The organism is Micromonospora sp. CA-259024 (assembly GCF_050936255.1).
Taxonomy (GTDB): Bacteria; Actinomycetota; Actinomycetes; order Mycobacteriales; family Micromonosporaceae; genus Micromonospora.
Genome location: NZ_JBNJND010000002.1, coordinates 563,792 through 578,690, shown reverse-complemented (window position 1 = coordinate 578,690; position 14,899 = coordinate 563,792). Strand labels below are relative to the sequence as shown.

Here is a 14,899-nt window from a genome sequence, read left to right as displayed (position 1 = left end):
GCCATGGGCCGCTGACGGCCGGACACAGCCGGACACACGAGTAAGGCCCCCTGACCGGGTTTTCCCTGGTCGGGGGGCCTTTTCGTACTGGTCAAAGCTTTCTTAGCAAGTGTGCCCCCGGCAGGATTCGAACCTGCGCCCCCGCCTCCGGAGGGCGGTGCTCTATCCCCTGAGCTACGGGGGCTCAGCGACTGGAGAAGACTAGCAAACCTCCTCCGCGTACGCCGAATCGGTATCGGGTGAGCCGATCGTGTCGGTAACCGGCCCACCCGGTGCTCAGGCCGCGATCGCCCGCCCGCAGCTGGGCAGCGGGTGCAGGACGATTCGTCGGGGGAGCCGGCGCGGCCACTCGTTGCGCGGCCAGGAGCCGTCCACGATCAGGTGCACGGTGCGCTGTTCCTCGCCGCTGAGCCGCAGCACGAAGTCGCGGGGGAGCGGTGGGTCGACCGTCGGCGTGGTGATCATGAAGCGTACCCGGCCGCGGGACGAGACCGCGGAGATCACGTCGGCCGCCGGCATGGTGCCGCGCAGCCGGACCCGGCCGATCCAGTAGACCTCCGCGAGGTGCTCCTGGGCGGCCCGGGTGATCGCCGGGTACTCGCTGCGGACCCAGCGCTCGACCGCGCTGACGCAGAGCCCGCAGGCGCGCTCGCGCGGCTCCCGCGGACCCAACCCCCAGGCCCGCAGGTACGCCCCGACCGCGCCGGAGTCCAGCGGCAGGTCGAATCGTCGCTGGATGAGCGTGGTGAGGCTCTGCCGCGTCCACAGCTCTTCGTCCAGGCCGAACTCGTCGGGGTGGACGCCCCGCAGTGTGTCGATCAGTTCGAGTTCCTGTTCGCGGCTGAGCATTCCCGGCTCGCCCTGCCGCTGTCCGCGACGGACGGCTGCCACCGCCCCGTCACCGCCGATGGTGTGGCGTCGGCACCAACTGGTGACCGAACGCCGTGCGTCTCTGAGTGCAACCCCCACGTCTTGGGCAACGAGCCCGAATCGCAACTGGTCACGATATGTGGGGAGAAAACTCTCTAAGCAACGTAATCGCCTCTCCCTCGCAAAACGCCCACAAGGGGCGTCGGTGCCGTCGTGCAGTGCACGGGCCTGCGGAGACACGCCTTGATCGACTCGGGTTCCTGGACATCGGGGTGTCCTGGTCGCGTCGACAGCCCGGTTTCCTTGAGGCCGAGTCGATCATGGCCCGAACCCGGGTGGGCCGGGGCGCCGGCCGGCACCCGCGCCGACGTGGCGCACCCGCCTCGAGATGAGGCGGGCCGTGCGCCGACATTCCGCACGCCCCGCGCTGACGTGGTGCACGCCCCGCGCTGACGTGGCGCGGGCCGTAAGCCGACGTGACGCGGGCCCGCGCCCTGCCGGTATGCGGCGGTGACGCGGGCCCGGTGTGCCCGTCCGGTGGATCAGCCCTTGGCCTGCGCCTGGAGCTGCCGGAGGTTGTTCAGTTCGGTCTGCTGGGTGGCCTTCATCGTCCGTGCCACCCGCAGCACCTCGGCGTTGTCGGTCTCGCCGAGCGCCGCGTCGATCATGTGGATGCCGCCCAGGTGGTGGTTGTACATCAGGGCCAGGAACTGCCGGTCGACCTCGATGCCCTGCGCGTCACGTAGAGCCGCCATCTGCTGCGGCGTGGCCATGCCCGGCATCAGCCCGTCCTTGACGGTGACCCCGTCGGCCATCCACGACATCGGTGGCTGGGACCCGGTCGGGCTCAGTTCCCATTCGCGCAGCCAGGTCTGCATGGCGCCGATCTCGCCCTGTTGCCCGGTGGCGATGTCGACGGCGATCTGCCGCACCTCGGGAAGGGTCGCCGACCGGTACGCGATCAGGCTCATCTCCACCGCCTGTGCGTGGTGGGTCGTCATGTCCCGTGCGAAGCCCGCCTCGACCGAGGCGTCACCGGGTCGGGTGAGCCGCGGGGTGAGCAGGCCGCCCGCGTACCCGAGAAGGAGCCCCACCACCAGCATGATGGCGAGCGCCAGCAGGCCGTAGCGCGACGCCGGTGCCCGGCCGCCCTTGTCCGGGGCGGCCGGGATCTCGTCGTGCTCGCTGTCGGTGGTGGCGGGGGCGGTCATTGCCGTCCTTACTGGGTGGGCTGCTGCTGCGGGAGCTCACGCGGCGTGGTGCCGGTGGCGGTGATGCCGGTGTTGCAGAGCGCCGTCGGGCCCTCGGCGGAGGCGTTCACCCGCAGGTCCTTGATGAACTCGTCGATCCGCGAGTCGTCGGCGTTGTCGAGCTTGAGCTGGTAGCCCCACGCCTGCAGCGAGATCGGCTTGTCCAGGCCCTCGTACGGGCTCATCATCATCTTCTCGACGCCGCGCACCTTGCCGGCGAGCTTGTCGACCTGGTCCTTCGGCAGGTCCGGCCGGTAGGTGATCCACACGGCGCCGTGCTCCAGGCTGTGCACCGCGTGCTCGCTGGCGATCGGGGCGTCGTACACGTCGCCCATGCAGTTCTGCCAGGCGGCGTTGTGCACGCCACCCACCGGCGGCGAGTATTTCCAGGTCAGCGGGCCCGACTGGTGTGACTCGTACTTCAGGCTGTCCGGGTCGGACTTGCGGATGTTGACGATGCCGTCGATGGCGTTGGCCCGCTTGTCCCACGGCTTGGAGCCCTGGAACGACGCCCAGGCGCCGTACCCGATGATGCCGGCCGCGAGCACGCCCACCGCGACGAAGAGCGCGATCGGGCCCCAGGCGCGGCCCTGGCTCACCTTGACCGGGGCGATCGGCTTGCGTGGGCCCTTGCCACCTGCCCGGGGGGAGCCCGCCGGCTTGCCCGTCGGCTTGCCGGAACCGGCCTTGGCGCCGGACGCCGGCCGGCCCGCGGCCGGCTTCTTGCCGGTGCTGACCACGGTCGGGCGGCGCTCAGGGCCACCCGGGGTGCTGATGCTCATCGTGCCTCGTCAAGTCGGTCGGTCAGGGGAGTGGCGGGCCGGATGACGCGCAGGGTAGCCGCCGAGTGCCCGAGTCTACCCCCGATAACATGGTTGGGTGACTCCTGCAGAACTCGCCTCGGTCGTCCTTGCCGCCGCCCACGCCGTCTTCGAGCAGCGTGGGCTCGACCGCGCCGCGCTGCCGGAGCGCACGGTGGTGGAGCGACCGCGCAACCCCGAGCACGGCGACTACGCCTCGACGCTCGCCCTGCAGTTGAGCAAGAAGGTGGGCGTCCCGCCCCGGGAGCTGGCCGCCGCCCTGGCCGACGAGCTGGGTCGGGCAGCCGGCGTCAAATCGGTGGAAATCGCCGGGCCCGGCTTCCTGAACATCCGGCTCGACGCGGCGGCCGCCGGTCAGCTCGCGCGGGTGATCGTCGAGGCCGGCGCGGAGTACGGCCGCAGCGAGCGGCTGGCCGGCGAGAAGATCAACCTCGAGTTCGTCTCGGCCAACCCGACCGGGCCGGTGCACATCGGCGGGGTCCGCTGGGCGGCCGTCGGTGACGCGTTGAGCCGGCTGCTGCGGGCCACCGGCGCCGACGTCGGCACGGAGTACTACTTCAACGACGCGGGTTCGCAGATCGACCGGTTCGCCAAGTCGCTGCTCGCCGCCGCCAGGGGTGAGCCCGCGCCGGAGGACGGCTACGGCGGCGCGTACATCGCCGAGATCGCCGCCGAGGTGCAGGCCCGCCGCCCGGAGGTGCTGACCCTGGACGACGCCGCCGCCCAGGAGGTGTTCCGGGCCGAGGGTGTCGCGCTGATGTTCGACGAGATCCGTTCCTCGCTGCGGGACTTCGGGGTGGAGTTCGACACCTACTTCAACGAGAAGGACCTGCACGACCGGGGCGAACTGGACCTCGCCCTGGCCCGGTTGCGCCAGCAGGGGCACCTCTACGAGTCCGAGGGCGCGACCTGGCTGCGCACCACCGACTTCGGCGACGACAAGGACCGGGTGCTGCGCAAGTCCAACGGCGAATGGACGTACTTCGCCGCGGACTGCGCCTACTACCTGGACAAGCGGGAGCGCGGCTTCGAGCGGGTCGTGATCATGCTGGGCGCCGACCACCACGGCTACATCGGCCGGATGAAGGCGATGGCCGCCTGCTTCGGTGACGACCCGGAGCGCAACCTGGAGATCCTCATCGGGCAGCTGGTCAACCTGCTGCGCGACGGTGCCCCGATGCGGATGAGCAAGCGGGCGGGCACCGTGATCACGCTGGAGGACCTGGTCGACGCGATCGGTGTGGACGCCTCCCGGTACGCGCTGGCCCGCTACTCCAGTGACTCCCCGATCGACATCGACATCGAGCTGTGGACGCGGGCGACCCGCGACAACCCGGTCTACTACGTCCAGTACGTCGCCGCGCGAACGGCGGGCGTGGCCCGCAACGCCGCCGAGGTGGGGCTGGTTCCCGGCGACGGCGACGCGTTCCGCCCCGAACTGCTCGACCACGAGAAGGAGAACGAACTGCTCAAGGCGCTCGCGGAGTTTCCGGCGGTGGTGGCGACCGCCGCCGAGCTGCGTGAGCCGCACCGGGTGGCGCGCTACCTGGAGGAGAGCGTCGCGGCTTCCTTCCACCGGTTCTACGACAACTGCCGGGTGCTGCCGTTGGGCGACGAGGAGGTCACCGACCTGCACCGCGCGCGGCTCTGGCTCAACAACGCCACCCGCACGGTGATCGCCAACGGGCTGCACCTGCTGGGCGTCTCCGCCCCCGAGAGGATGTGACGCCATGCGCGCTCACGAGGCCGGTGCGCTGCACGCGGACATCAGCAACCGGGGGCCGGCCTGGCTGCGTACCCCGGAGGACGTCAACGCCCTGATGCCGGCGCTGTGGCCGCGCAGCGTGACGCGTGGTGCCGACGGCGCGCTCGCCGTCGCGGGCCTGAGTGTCCGGGACATCGCGGCCGAGTTCGGCACCCCGGTGTACGTCCTGGACGAGGCCGACCTGCGCTCGCGCTGCCGCGACTTCCGGACGGCCTTCCCGACCGAGGACGTCTACTACGCCGGCAAGGCGTTCCTCTGCCGGGCGGTGGTTCGGATGATCGCCGAGGAGGGGCTGCATCTGGACGTCTGCAGCGGAGGTGAGTTGGCCACCGCGCTCTCGGCCGGAATGCCGCCGGAGCGGATCGGCTTCCACGGCAACAACAAGTCGGTCGCCGAGCTGACCCGGGCTCTGGATGCCGGGGTGGGACGGATCATCGTCGACTCGTTCACCGAGATCGACCGGCTGACCGCGCTGGCCCGCGAGCGCGGGGTCCGGCCCCGGGTGCTGGTCCGGGTCACCGTCGGCGTCGAGGCGCACACCCACGAGTTCATCGCCACCGCCCACGAGGACCAGAAGTTCGGCTTCTCGCTGGCCGGCGGGGCCGCTGCCGCCGCCGCTTTCAAGATCCTCGACGAGGGCGTGCTGGAGTTGCGGGGTCTGCACTCGCACATCGGCTCGCAGATCTTCGACGCGAGCGGCTTCGAGGTCTCGGCCCGCCGGGTGCTCGCCCTGCAGTCGCAGATCCGCGACGCACGCGGCGTGGAGCTGCCCGAGCTGGACCTGGGCGGCGGCTTCGGCATCGCGTACACCACCCAGGACGACCCGGCGACTCCGCAGGACCTGGCCAAGCGGCTGCGCAAGATCGTCGACTCGGAGTGCGCGGCGGAGAACCTGGCCGTGCCGCACCTGTCGATCGAACCGGGGCGGGCCATCGTCGGGCCGGCCGTGTTCACCCTCTACGAGGTCGGCACGGTCAAGGACCTCGAGGGCATCCGGACGTACGTCAGCGTCGACGGCGGGATGAGCGACAACATCCGCACCGCCCTGTACGACGCGTCCTACTCGGCGACGCTGGCCTCCCGGGCCTCGGGCGCGGAGCCGATGCTCGCCCGCGTGGTGGGAAAGCACTGTGAGTCCGGGGACATCGTGGTGAAGGATGAATTCCTGCCCGCCGACGTGCAGCCCGGAGATCTTGTCGCGGTGCCCGGCACCGGTGCGTACTGCCGGAGCATGGCCAGCAACTACAACCACGTGCCCCGGCCACCGGTGGTCGCGGTGCGCGACGGCCAGGCGCGCCTGATCGTCCGGCGGGAAACCGAAGAGGACCTGCTCGCTTTGGATGTGGGATGACGTCACCTGTGCGCTTGGCGCTGCTCGGCTGCGGCACGGTCGGCCAGGAGGTGGTCCGGCTGCTGCACGAGCAGTCGGCCGACCTGGCCGCCCGGGTCGGCGCTCCGCTGGAGATCGCCGGCATCGCTGTCCGCCGGCTCGGCCGCGACCGGGGGGACCTGCCGGTCGACCCGTCCCTGTTCACCACCGACGCGCTCGGCCTGATCAAGCGTGACGACGTGGACGTCGTGATCGAGGTGGTCGGCGGCATCGAGCCGGCCCGGGGCTGGCTGGTCGAGGCGCTGCGGGTCGGCAAGAGCGTGGTCACCGCCAACAAGGCACTGCTCGCCGAGGACGGCGTGGCCCTGCACGAGGCGGCCGCCGAGGGCGGTGGCGACCTCTACTACGAGGCGTCCGTGGCCGGCGCCATCCCGTTGCTGCGCCCGCTGCGCGAGTCGCTGCACGGCGACCGGATCAACCGGGTCACCGGCATCGTCAACGGCACCACCAACTTCATCCTCTCCGCGATGGACGCGACCGGCGCCGGCTTCGCCGAGGCCCTGGAGGAGGCCACCGCACTGGGGTACGCGGAGGCCGACCCGACCGCCGACGTCGAGGGCTTCGACGCGGCGGCGAAGGCTGCGATCCTCGCCTCACTGGCGTTCCACACCCGGGTCGGCGCCGCCGACGTGCACCGCGAGGGCATCACCGAGGTGACCGCCGCGGACGTGGCCAGCGCCCAGGCGATGGGCTGCACGATCAAACTTCTCTGCATCGCGGCCCGGGGCGTCGACCCCACCGGCCAGGAGACGGTCAGCGTCCGGGTGCACCCGGCGATGATCCCGCGCAGCCACCCGCTGGCCAGCGTCGGCGACGCGTTCAACGCGGTCTTCGTGGAGGCGGACGCGGCCGGTCAGCTGATGTTCTACGGCCGGGGCGCGGGGGGCGCGCCGACCGCCAGCGCCGTGCTCGGTGACGTGGTCGCGGTGTCCCGCAACCGGCTCGCCGGGGTGCGCGCGGCCAGCGAGAGCGCGTACGCGGACCTGGCGGTCCGGCCGATGGGCGAGGCGCTGACCCGTTACCACGTCAGCCTCGACGTGGCCGACCGTCCTGGTGTGCTGGCCTCGGTCGCGAGCGTCTTCGCCCGGCACGACGTGTCGATCGCGACCGTACGTCAGGGCTCGGCGAGTGGGTCGCCCGGTCGTGACGGCGACGCCGAGCTGGTCATCGTCACCCACGTGGCACCCGACGCCGCGCTCGCCGCGACGGTCGGCGAGGTGCGCGGTCTGGACATTGTCCGGTCGGTGACCAGTGTGCTGCGGGTCGAGGGCGGGGTCTGAGTCGTTTGTCCCGGCGTGGGGAGGAACTGGTCGTCCCGCCAGGTGGGTAAGCCGGGGTGTGCCGTCGACCGCTCCGGAAGGCTGGTCCAAGGTGGCCTGATGCTCAGGTCGGCGCGGCGGTAGAGGCGAGGAGAACGACATGTGGCGGGGTCTGATCGAGGCGTACCGGGATCGGCTGCCGGTCACCCCGGCCACGCCGGTCGTCACGCTGCACGAGGGGAACACCCCGCTGTTGCCCGCGCCGGTGCTGTCCGCCCGGATCGGTTGCGACGTGCACCTCAAGGTGGAGGGCGCCAACCCGACCGGCTCATTCAAGGACCGGGGGATGACCCTCGCGGTGTCCAAGGCGGTCGAGGCCGGCAACAAGGCCATCATCTGCGCCTCCACCGGCAACACCAGCGCCTCCGCCGCGGCGTACGCGGCTCGGGCCGGGCTGACCTGCGCGGTGCTGGTGCCGCAGGGCAAGATCGCGTTGGGCAAGCTGGCCCAGGCGCTGGTGCACGGCGCGAAGCTGCTCCAGGTGAGCGGCAACTTCGACGACTGCCTGTCGCTCGCCGCGAAGTTGGCTCAGGACCACCCGGTCGCGTTGGTCAACTCGGTCAACATCGACCGGTTGCACGGCCAGAAGACCGCCGCCTTCGAGATCGTCGAGGCGCTCGGTGATGCGCCCGACATCCACTGCCTGCCGGTCGGTAACGCCGGCAACATTTCCGCCTACTGGATGGGGTATGCGGAGGAGCACGCCGCCGGCACCACCACCCGGGCGCCGAAGATGTACGGCTTCCAGGCCGCCGGGGCGGCTCCGATCGTGACCGGCCAGGTGGTCCCGGAGCCGTCGACCATCGCCACCGCGATCCGGATCGGCAACCCGGCGAGTTGGACCAAGGCGTTGGACGCCCGGGACGCCTCCGGTGGCCTGATCGCCGCCGTGACCGACCGGGAGATCCTCTCCGCGTACCGGCTGCTCGCCCGTGAGGTGGGGGTCTTCGTCGAGCTGGGCAGCGCGGCCAGCGTGGCCGGCCTGCTCCAGCAGGCCGCGGCGGGCGCGGTGCCGCCCGGTTCGACGGTGGTCTGCACGGTGACCGGCCATGGGCTGAAGGACCCGGAATGGGCGATCTCCACCGCGCCGGCGCCGCTGACCATCCAGAACGACCCGATGGCCGCGGCCCGCGCCCTCGATCTGGCCTGAGCACTTCACCGCCGGCCCGGCCGATCGGTGGTGACCGGCGGTGGGCAGGCGGTTCTTCGGGACGGCGTGGGGCGGCGGGGGTCCGGTTGATCGAGTCCGGCACACTTTCGGTTATCCCCGCCCGCATTCTCGTTCAGGAGTGAGCCAGGCCGATGTCGCTGCTCGCCAGATTCAGCCTCGCCAACCGAGGGCTGATTGCCCTCATCGCGGTGGTGACCACGGTGTTCGGAGCGTTCGCCGTGCCGTCGCTGAAGCAGCAACTGCTGCCGTCGCTCGAGTTCCCGGCCGCGTTCATCGTGGCTCCCTACCCCGGCGCCGGCCCCGAGATCGTCGAGTCGCAGGTGACCGAGCCGATCGAGAACGCCCTCCAGGGCATTCCCGGGCTGGACAAGATCACCTCCACGTCCCGCGAGGGGGCGGCCACCGTCCAGGTCACGTACGAGTTCGGCACCGACCTGGACGACGTGGTCAACAAGATGCAGACCGCGCTGAGCCGGATCGACGCCCAACTTCCAGAGAGCGTCGACCCGCAGGTCATCGCGGGTAGCACCGACGACCTGCCGGCGGTGGTCCTAGCCGCGGCCGGTACGGCGGACGAGCGGGCGCTCGCGGAGAAGCTGCGCGCGACGGTGGTGCCGGAGCTGGAGGGCGTCGAGGGGGTTCGCACGGTCGAGGTGACCGGCACCCGCGACGACGTGGTGGTGGTCACCCCGGACCCGGCGAAGCTGGCCGCGGCGCAGATCCAGCCGACGGCGATCGGCGCCGCGCTGAAGACCAACGGTGTGGCGGTTCCGGCGGGTACGGTGACCGACGGAACGCTGGCCCTTCCGGTGCAGGTCGGCACGCCGATCGCCACCCTGGAGGACCTGCGCGGCATCGTTGTCGCCCCGGGCGCGACACCCGTCCGCCTCGCTGACGTGGCGACCGTCGAGCAGCAGCTCGCTCCGGCCACCGCGATCACCCGGACCAACGGCAAGGACAGCCTCGGCATCGCGGTCACCGCCGCGCCGGACGGCAACGCCGTGCAGATCTCGCACGAGATCCGCGACCGGCTCGCCGACCTGAAGGACGCCTCCGGCGCCGAGTTGACCGTGGTCTTCGACCAGGCGCCGTTCGTCGAGAAGTCCATCGAGTCGCTGACCACCGAGGGCCTGCTGGGCCTGGTGATGGCGGTCATCGTCATCCTGGTCTTCCTGCTGTCGGTGCGCTCGACGGTCGTCACCGCCGTCTCCATCCCGCTCTCGGTGCTGGTGGCGCTGATCGCCCTGTGGATCGGCGACTACTCGCTCAACCTGCTCACCCTCGGCGCACTTACCATCGCGGTCGGCCGGGTGGTGGACGACTCGATCGTGGTGTTGGAGAACATCAAACGACATCTCGAGTACGGCGAGGAGAAGCGACACGCCATCATCACCGGCGTTCGTGAGGTGGCGGGTGCGGTGACCGCGTCCACCCTCACCACGGTGGCGGTGTTCGCCCCGATCGCGTTGGTCGGCGGGTTCGTGGGCCAGCTCTTCGCGCCGTTCGCGATCACCGTGACGGTGGCGCTGCTCGCCTCGCTGTTGGTGTCGCTGACCGTGATCCCGGTCCTCGCGTACTGGTTCCTCAAGCCGCGCGGCGGCACCGCGGACGACGAGGCGGTGCGGCGCGATGCGGAGGACAAGGAACTGCGCAGCCCGTTGCAGCGGGCGTACCTGCCGGTGATCGGGTTCGCCACCCGCGAGCGGTCGACCCGCTGGATCACCGTCGGGCTCGGCCTGCTGGTGCTCTTCGCCACCTTCGGCCTCGCGCAGAAGCTGGAGACCAACTTCCTGGACGACTCCGGCCAGGACACCCTGAACATGAGCCAGGAGCTGCCCGCCGGCAGTGGCCTGGCGGCCACCGACGCGGCGGCCAAGCAGGTCGAGTCGGTGCTGTCGCGCACCGAGGGCGTCGAGACGTACCAGGTGACCGCGGGCGGTGGGGACAACCCGTGGGCGGGCGGCGGCGGCAACAACGTCGCCAGCTGGTCGCTGGCGCTCGACGGTGACACCGACGCGAAGCAGATGCGTGAGGTGCTCCGCAAGGAGTTCGACAAGCTCGGCACCGGCGTGGGAGAGATCAGCTTCGGTGGCGGGCAGGAGGCGTCGACCAGCCAGCTGGAGGTGATCGTCCAGGCCAGCGACCCGGAGGTGCTGACCCGGGCCGCCGAGGAGGCCCGGGCGGCGATGGCCGGTGTCCCGGACGTCGAGGATGTCTCCACCAGCCTGGCTGAGCGGGTGCCGCGGGTCGACGTGACGGTCGACCGCGTCGCCGCCGGTCGGGCCGGGCTCACCGAGGCTGCCGTGGGGCAGCTCGTGTCGCAGGCGTTCCGGGGAACGCCGGTGGGACAGGTCGCGCTCGACGGCCAGCAACAGAACGTGGTGCTGCGGCTGGGCGCGCAGCCGCCGATGTCGCTGGAGGAGCTGCGGGCGCTGCCGGTGGGTCCGGTCAAGCTGGACGACATCGCGGACGTCACGCAGGCCGAGGGGCCGCAGCAGGTCACCCGGATCGACGGTGAGCGCAGCGTCTCGGTGACCGGCACGGCGACCGGCTCGAACCTGGGTGCGACCAGTCAGGAGCTGCAGAAGCGGCTGGACGGCATCGACGTACCGGGTGCGAGCTTCACCATCGGCGGTGTCAGCGCTGATCAGGCGGACGCGTTCGGCGACCTGGGCCTGGCGGTCCTGGCCGCGATCGCGATCGTCTTCCTGATCATGGTGGCCACGTTCCGTAGCCTCACCCAGGCGCTGATCCTGCTGATCTCCATCCCGTTCGCGGCGACCGGTGCGATCGGCCTGCTGCTGATCACCGGAACGCCGCTCGGCGTGCCGGCGTTGATCGGTGTGCTGATGCTGGTCGGCATCGTGGTGACCAACGCGATCGTGTTGCTCGACCTGATCAACCAGTACCGGGCGCAGGGCATGGGTGTCCGGGAAGCGGTGGTCGAGGGTGGTCGGCGCCGGCTGCGCCCCATCCTGATGACCGCGGTGGCGACCATCTTCGCGCTGCTGCCGATGGCGCTCGGGTTGACCGGTGAGGGTGGCTTCATCTCCCAGCCGCTGGCGGTCGTGGTGATCGGTGGTCTGCTCAGCTCGACGCTGCTGACGCTGATCCTGGTACCGACGCTGTACACGATGGTGGAGCACACCAAGGAGTCGCTGCGGGCTCGGCGCAGCCGGCGGCGTTCCAGTGGCCCGGCGGTGACCGACGAGGTGGCGGGCCCGAACCAGGTCGCGGTGCCGAGCGGCGGGCCTGTCCCGGCGCCGGCCGAGGGGGCACAGCCGGCCGGGCGACCCGTCCCGTCGGGGGCGCTCGTGGATGGCACGGACCAGTTCGAGGTGCTGCGACTGCCCCGTAGTCGCACCTCACCACTGCCTCCGTCCGAGCCGACCGCGTAGGTCACGGCGCACCTCTGAACGCCCCCGGCAGAGCCTGCCGGGGGCGTTCAGGGTTCACCGGCCGGTGGTGTGGCCGTCGGCGTGGGGACGTCCGAGGCATGGTGGAGCACCCCTCACCGGATGCCGCTCGCCGCACCGCAGTGGACTCCGTGGCGGTGCGCGAGTTTCCCGGCGATCCGGCCGGGCGTGCCCTGCGGATCGCGGCTGCTGTCCGGCCGGGCACCATCGTGTTCGGACACGACGTGGTCGCGCGGAGGCGACTGATCGCACGCGGCCCGACCGACATGATCAACGGGCTGCGGGCGCGGGGCGTCATCTTCGTCACGGTCTCGGCGCTGCTGAGAGCGGGTGTGGGCCCCGACCCGACCGGGTAGGGTGCCGCTCCGTGGCATCCACCCTCTCGGTCCTGACCGGCAATCGGAGCTTCCGCAACCTGTTCCTCGCCGAGTTGGTGGTCTTCGGCGCCGACTGGTTCGTCATGGTGCCCCTGCTGGTGCTGCTGCCGCACCTGACCGGCAGCGGAGTCTGGGGCGCCCTGGTGTTGGCGGTGGACACGGGCATCGTGGCGCTGCTGCTGCCGTACACCGGCACGATCGCCGACCGCTTCGACCGGCGGAAGATCATGATCGCCGCGAACGTGGCCGCGCTGGCGGGTGTGTTGCTGCTGCTCGGCGTGCGGGGCGCGGGAACGGCGTGGCTGGCGCTGGTCGCGATCGGCGTGGTGGCGGTCGCCAAGGCGTTCTACTCGCCGGCCGCCCAGGCCGCGCTGCCCAATGTGCTCCAGCCGCATGAGCTCGCCGCCGGTAACGCCATCGCCGGCTCGGCCTGGGGCACCATGACGGTGGTTGGCGCCTCGCTCGGCGGCGTGCTCAGCACCGCTGCCGGCCCGTACGCCTGCTTCTGGGTGGCGGCGGTGGGCCTGGCGCTCGCCGCCGGCCTCGCCACGCGGATCCGTCGGCCGTTGCAGGCACCCCGGGACGCCGACCAGCCGGCCCAGCGGACCTGGGCGGCGGTCCGCGAGGCGCTCGGCTACATCGGGCACCGGCCCCGGGTGCTCGCACTGGTCACGGTGAAGTCGGCGGTCGGTCTGGGCAACGGCGTGCTGACCGTGTTCCCGTTGCTGGCCGGCGTGTACGGCGTCGGCCCGCTCGGCGCCGGCCTGCTCTTCGCGGTTCGCGGGGCCGGGGCGTTGGTGGGGCCGATCCTGATGCGTCGGGTGCTGACCAACCGGGCCTGGCTGCTGCCTGGGCTCGCGTTGTCCATGTCGCTCTACGGCCTGTCCTACCTGGGCGCATCGGTGGTCCGTTGGTTCCCGCTGGTGCTGCTGCTGGTCTTCGTGGCGCACTTCGCGGGCGGCAGCAACTGGGTGATGTCGAACTTCGCCCTCCAGGGCGAGGTGCCGGACCGGTTGCGGGGGCGCGTCTTCGCCACCGACATGATGCTCGCGACGCTGGCGATCTCGGTGAGCCAGCTCGCGGTGGCCCTGGTGGTGGACGTCGTCGACGAACGGGTGGTGCTCGCCGGCTGCGGGCTGATCACCCTCGTGTACGCGGTCGGCTGGCGGATCGCCACCCGCCGACTCTCGCTCACCGACCAGGCCGCCGAGCCGGTTCCGGACCCGGCCGGCTGACTTCCGCGGTCCCAGGCTGCGGACGTCGGAACGGATCGTCGGTGCCGAGCCCTAGCATGAGCGCGTGCCGACGAACTTCACCGCCGGGCCGGTCCGGGTCCGGGTCCCCGCGACCAGCGCCAACCTTGGCCCCGGCTTCGATGCGCTGGGTCTCGCCCTCGGGCTCTACGACGACCTGGCCGCCGAGATCACGTCGGGTCGGGTCCGGGTGGCGGTGACCGGCCAGGGTGCCGGCGAGCTGCCCGACGATGACCGGCACCTGGTGGTGCGGGCCATGCGGGCCACCTTCGACGTGCTCGGTGCCCATCCCGAGGGGTTGAGCGTGGAATGCGTCAACCGGATCCCCCAGGCGCGAGGGCTCGGCTCCTCGTCCGCCGCGATCGTCGCCGGGGTGCTGCTGGCCCGCGCCCTGGTCGCCGACGGAGAGCACCGGCTGGACGAGGCGGGCGTGCTTCGGCTGGCCGCCGAGATCGAGGGCCATCCCGACAACGTCGCGCCGTGCCTGCTCGGCGGCTTCACGGTGGCCTGGTCCGAGCCGACCGGTGCCCGGGCCGTGTCCCTACCGGTCGCCGACGGGTTGCGGCCCACCGTTTTCGTGCCGGCGGAGCGCGGTTTGACCGCGACCGCCCGGGCCGCGTTGCCGGAAACCGTGCCGCATGGCGACGCTGCGTTGACCGCCGGGCGGGCGGCGTTACTGGTGCACGCTCTCACCGCCGACCCGAGGCTGCTGCTGCCGGCCACCGTCGACCGGCTCCATCAGGATTACCGCGCAGCCGGGATGCCAGGCACGTCTGCCCTGGTCAACGAGTTGCGAGCGGCCGGTGTGGCGGCTGTGGTCAGTGGGGCTGGGCCGTCCGTGCTGGCGCTCAGCGCGCCCCCGGTGAGGTTCTCGGTGGGAACAGACTGGCAGATCTGGCAGTTACCGATAGACGTCAGCGGCGCCCGGGTCGCCCGGGGTAGACTTGGACACGCCGAGCGGGACCCTGTTGCCGCAGGTCGGAAGAGTTGATTACGCTCTAGACCTAGCACAGCCGCGAAGCACGCGATCTCCTGCGGGGCGGCGCACCCCCGAAGCTCTCGGCGGTCAGCCCGTCACCCCTGCCAAGGCCCACGCCGCACCGCAGTTTCCACAGGTCGCCGCAGACGGCGAGACCTGCTCACCGACGTTGGTGGGTCGGGATACCGACCGGCTGCTGTGTCACAGACTCCCGCGACGCGTCCTTGCGAGGCGGGTGCACCGAGGCCGCCCGGCCACCTGAGTTCCGACTCCGGGCAGTCCCGGCCT

General features: G+C 71.4%; 11 protein-coding genes and 1 tRNA gene. 8 read left to right on the top strand and 4 right to left on the bottom strand.

From position 1 onward, the window contains the following. Nucleotides 1-112 precede the first annotated feature (112 nt). From ACQEUX_RS21965 to ACQEUX_RS21950, 4 genes are all read right to left on the bottom strand, one after another. Nucleotides 113-184, bottom strand: a tRNA-Arg gene (locus ACQEUX_RS21965). A 92-nt stretch (nucleotides 185-276) separates the two neighbouring features. Next, the gene (locus ACQEUX_RS21960) at nucleotides 277-969 is read right to left on the bottom strand and encodes a winged helix-turn-helix domain-containing protein (protein WP_433057053.1); all 693 of its coding nucleotides are present in this window, start codon (nucleotides 967-969) and stop codon (nucleotides 277-279) included. A 443-nt stretch (nucleotides 970-1,412) separates the two neighbouring features. Further along, on the bottom strand, nucleotides 1,413-2,081 hold the full coding sequence (locus ACQEUX_RS21955; protein ID WP_433051423.1) for a DUF305 domain-containing protein: 669 nt from the start codon (nucleotides 2,079-2,081) through the stop codon (nucleotides 1,413-1,415). An 8-nt stretch (nucleotides 2,082-2,089) separates the two neighbouring features. Then, the gene (locus ACQEUX_RS21950; RefSeq protein WP_433051420.1) at nucleotides 2,090-2,902 is read right to left on the bottom strand and encodes a DUF3105 domain-containing protein; all 813 of its coding nucleotides are present in this window, start codon (nucleotides 2,900-2,902) and stop codon (nucleotides 2,090-2,092) included. 97 nt (nucleotides 2,903-2,999) lie between these two features. Between ACQEUX_RS21950 and argS the strand changes: the two genes are divergently transcribed. The 8 genes from argS (at nucleotide 3,000) to thrB (ending at nucleotide 14,623) form a co-directional block, all read left to right on the top strand. Continuing rightward, on the top strand, nucleotides 3,000-4,667 hold the full coding sequence (gene argS / locus ACQEUX_RS21945; protein ID WP_433051417.1) for an arginine--tRNA ligase: 1,668 nt from the start codon (nucleotides 3,000-3,002) through the stop codon (nucleotides 4,665-4,667). Nucleotides 4,668-4,671: 4 nt separating this feature from the next. After that, entirely contained in the window at nucleotides 4,672-6,057 is a 1,386-nt protein-coding gene (lysA, locus tag ACQEUX_RS21940) for a diaminopimelate decarboxylase (protein ID WP_433051414.1), read from the top strand. A gap of 8 nt (nucleotides 6,058-6,065) precedes the next feature. Continuing rightward, the gene (locus ACQEUX_RS21935) at nucleotides 6,066-7,376 is read left to right on the top strand and encodes a homoserine dehydrogenase (RefSeq protein ID WP_433057051.1); all 1,311 of its coding nucleotides are present in this window, start codon (nucleotides 6,066-6,068) and stop codon (nucleotides 7,374-7,376) included. 139 nt (nucleotides 7,377-7,515) lie between these two features. Continuing rightward, nucleotides 7,516-8,565, top strand: a complete 1,050-nt coding sequence (gene thrC / locus ACQEUX_RS21930) for a threonine synthase (protein WP_433051411.1) — start codon at nucleotides 7,516-7,518, stop codon at nucleotides 8,563-8,565. A gap of 152 nt (nucleotides 8,566-8,717) precedes the next feature. Beyond that, nucleotides 8,718-11,984 carry an efflux RND transporter permease subunit gene (locus tag ACQEUX_RS21925; protein WP_433051408.1) on the top strand — a complete coding sequence of 1,089 codons (3,267 nt, stop codon included), beginning with the start codon at nucleotides 8,718-8,720 and terminating at the stop codon, nucleotides 11,982-11,984. 98 nt (nucleotides 11,985-12,082) lie between these two features. Continuing rightward, the gene (locus ACQEUX_RS21920) at nucleotides 12,083-12,358 is read left to right on the top strand and encodes a hypothetical protein (protein WP_433051405.1); all 276 of its coding nucleotides are present in this window, start codon (nucleotides 12,083-12,085) and stop codon (nucleotides 12,356-12,358) included. Between the two features lie 11 nt (nucleotides 12,359-12,369). Continuing rightward, a complete protein-coding gene (locus ACQEUX_RS21915) occupies nucleotides 12,370-13,614 on the top strand; it encodes an MFS transporter (RefSeq protein WP_433051402.1) in 1,245 nt (414 codons plus the stop codon). Nucleotides 13,615-13,678: 64 nt separating this feature from the next. Next, nucleotides 13,679-14,623 carry a homoserine kinase gene (thrB, locus tag ACQEUX_RS21910; RefSeq protein WP_433051398.1) on the top strand — a complete coding sequence of 315 codons (945 nt, stop codon included), beginning with the start codon at nucleotides 13,679-13,681 and terminating at the stop codon, nucleotides 14,621-14,623. Nucleotides 14,624-14,899 lie beyond the last annotated feature (276 nt).

Coding starts and splice junctions, on each gene's coding strand:
- ACQEUX_RS21955 (WP_433051423.1), bottom strand. CDS start 2,081: ATGACCGCCCCCGCCACCACCGACAGCGAGCACGACGAGATCCCGGCC.
- ACQEUX_RS21950 (WP_433051420.1), bottom strand. CDS start 2,902: ATGAGCATCAGCACCCCGGGTGGCCCTGAGCGCCGCCCGACCGTGGTC.
- lysA (WP_433051414.1), top strand. CDS start 4,672: ATGCGCGCTCACGAGGCCGGTGCGCTGCACGCGGACATCAGCAACCGG.
- thrC (WP_433051411.1), top strand. CDS start 7,516: ATGTGGCGGGGTCTGATCGAGGCGTACCGGGATCGGCTGCCGGTCACC.
- ACQEUX_RS21925 (WP_433051408.1), top strand. CDS start 8,718: ATGTCGCTGCTCGCCAGATTCAGCCTCGCCAACCGAGGGCTGATTGCC.
- ACQEUX_RS21920 (WP_433051405.1), top strand. CDS start 12,083: ATGGTGGAGCACCCCTCACCGGATGCCGCTCGCCGCACCGCAGTGGAC.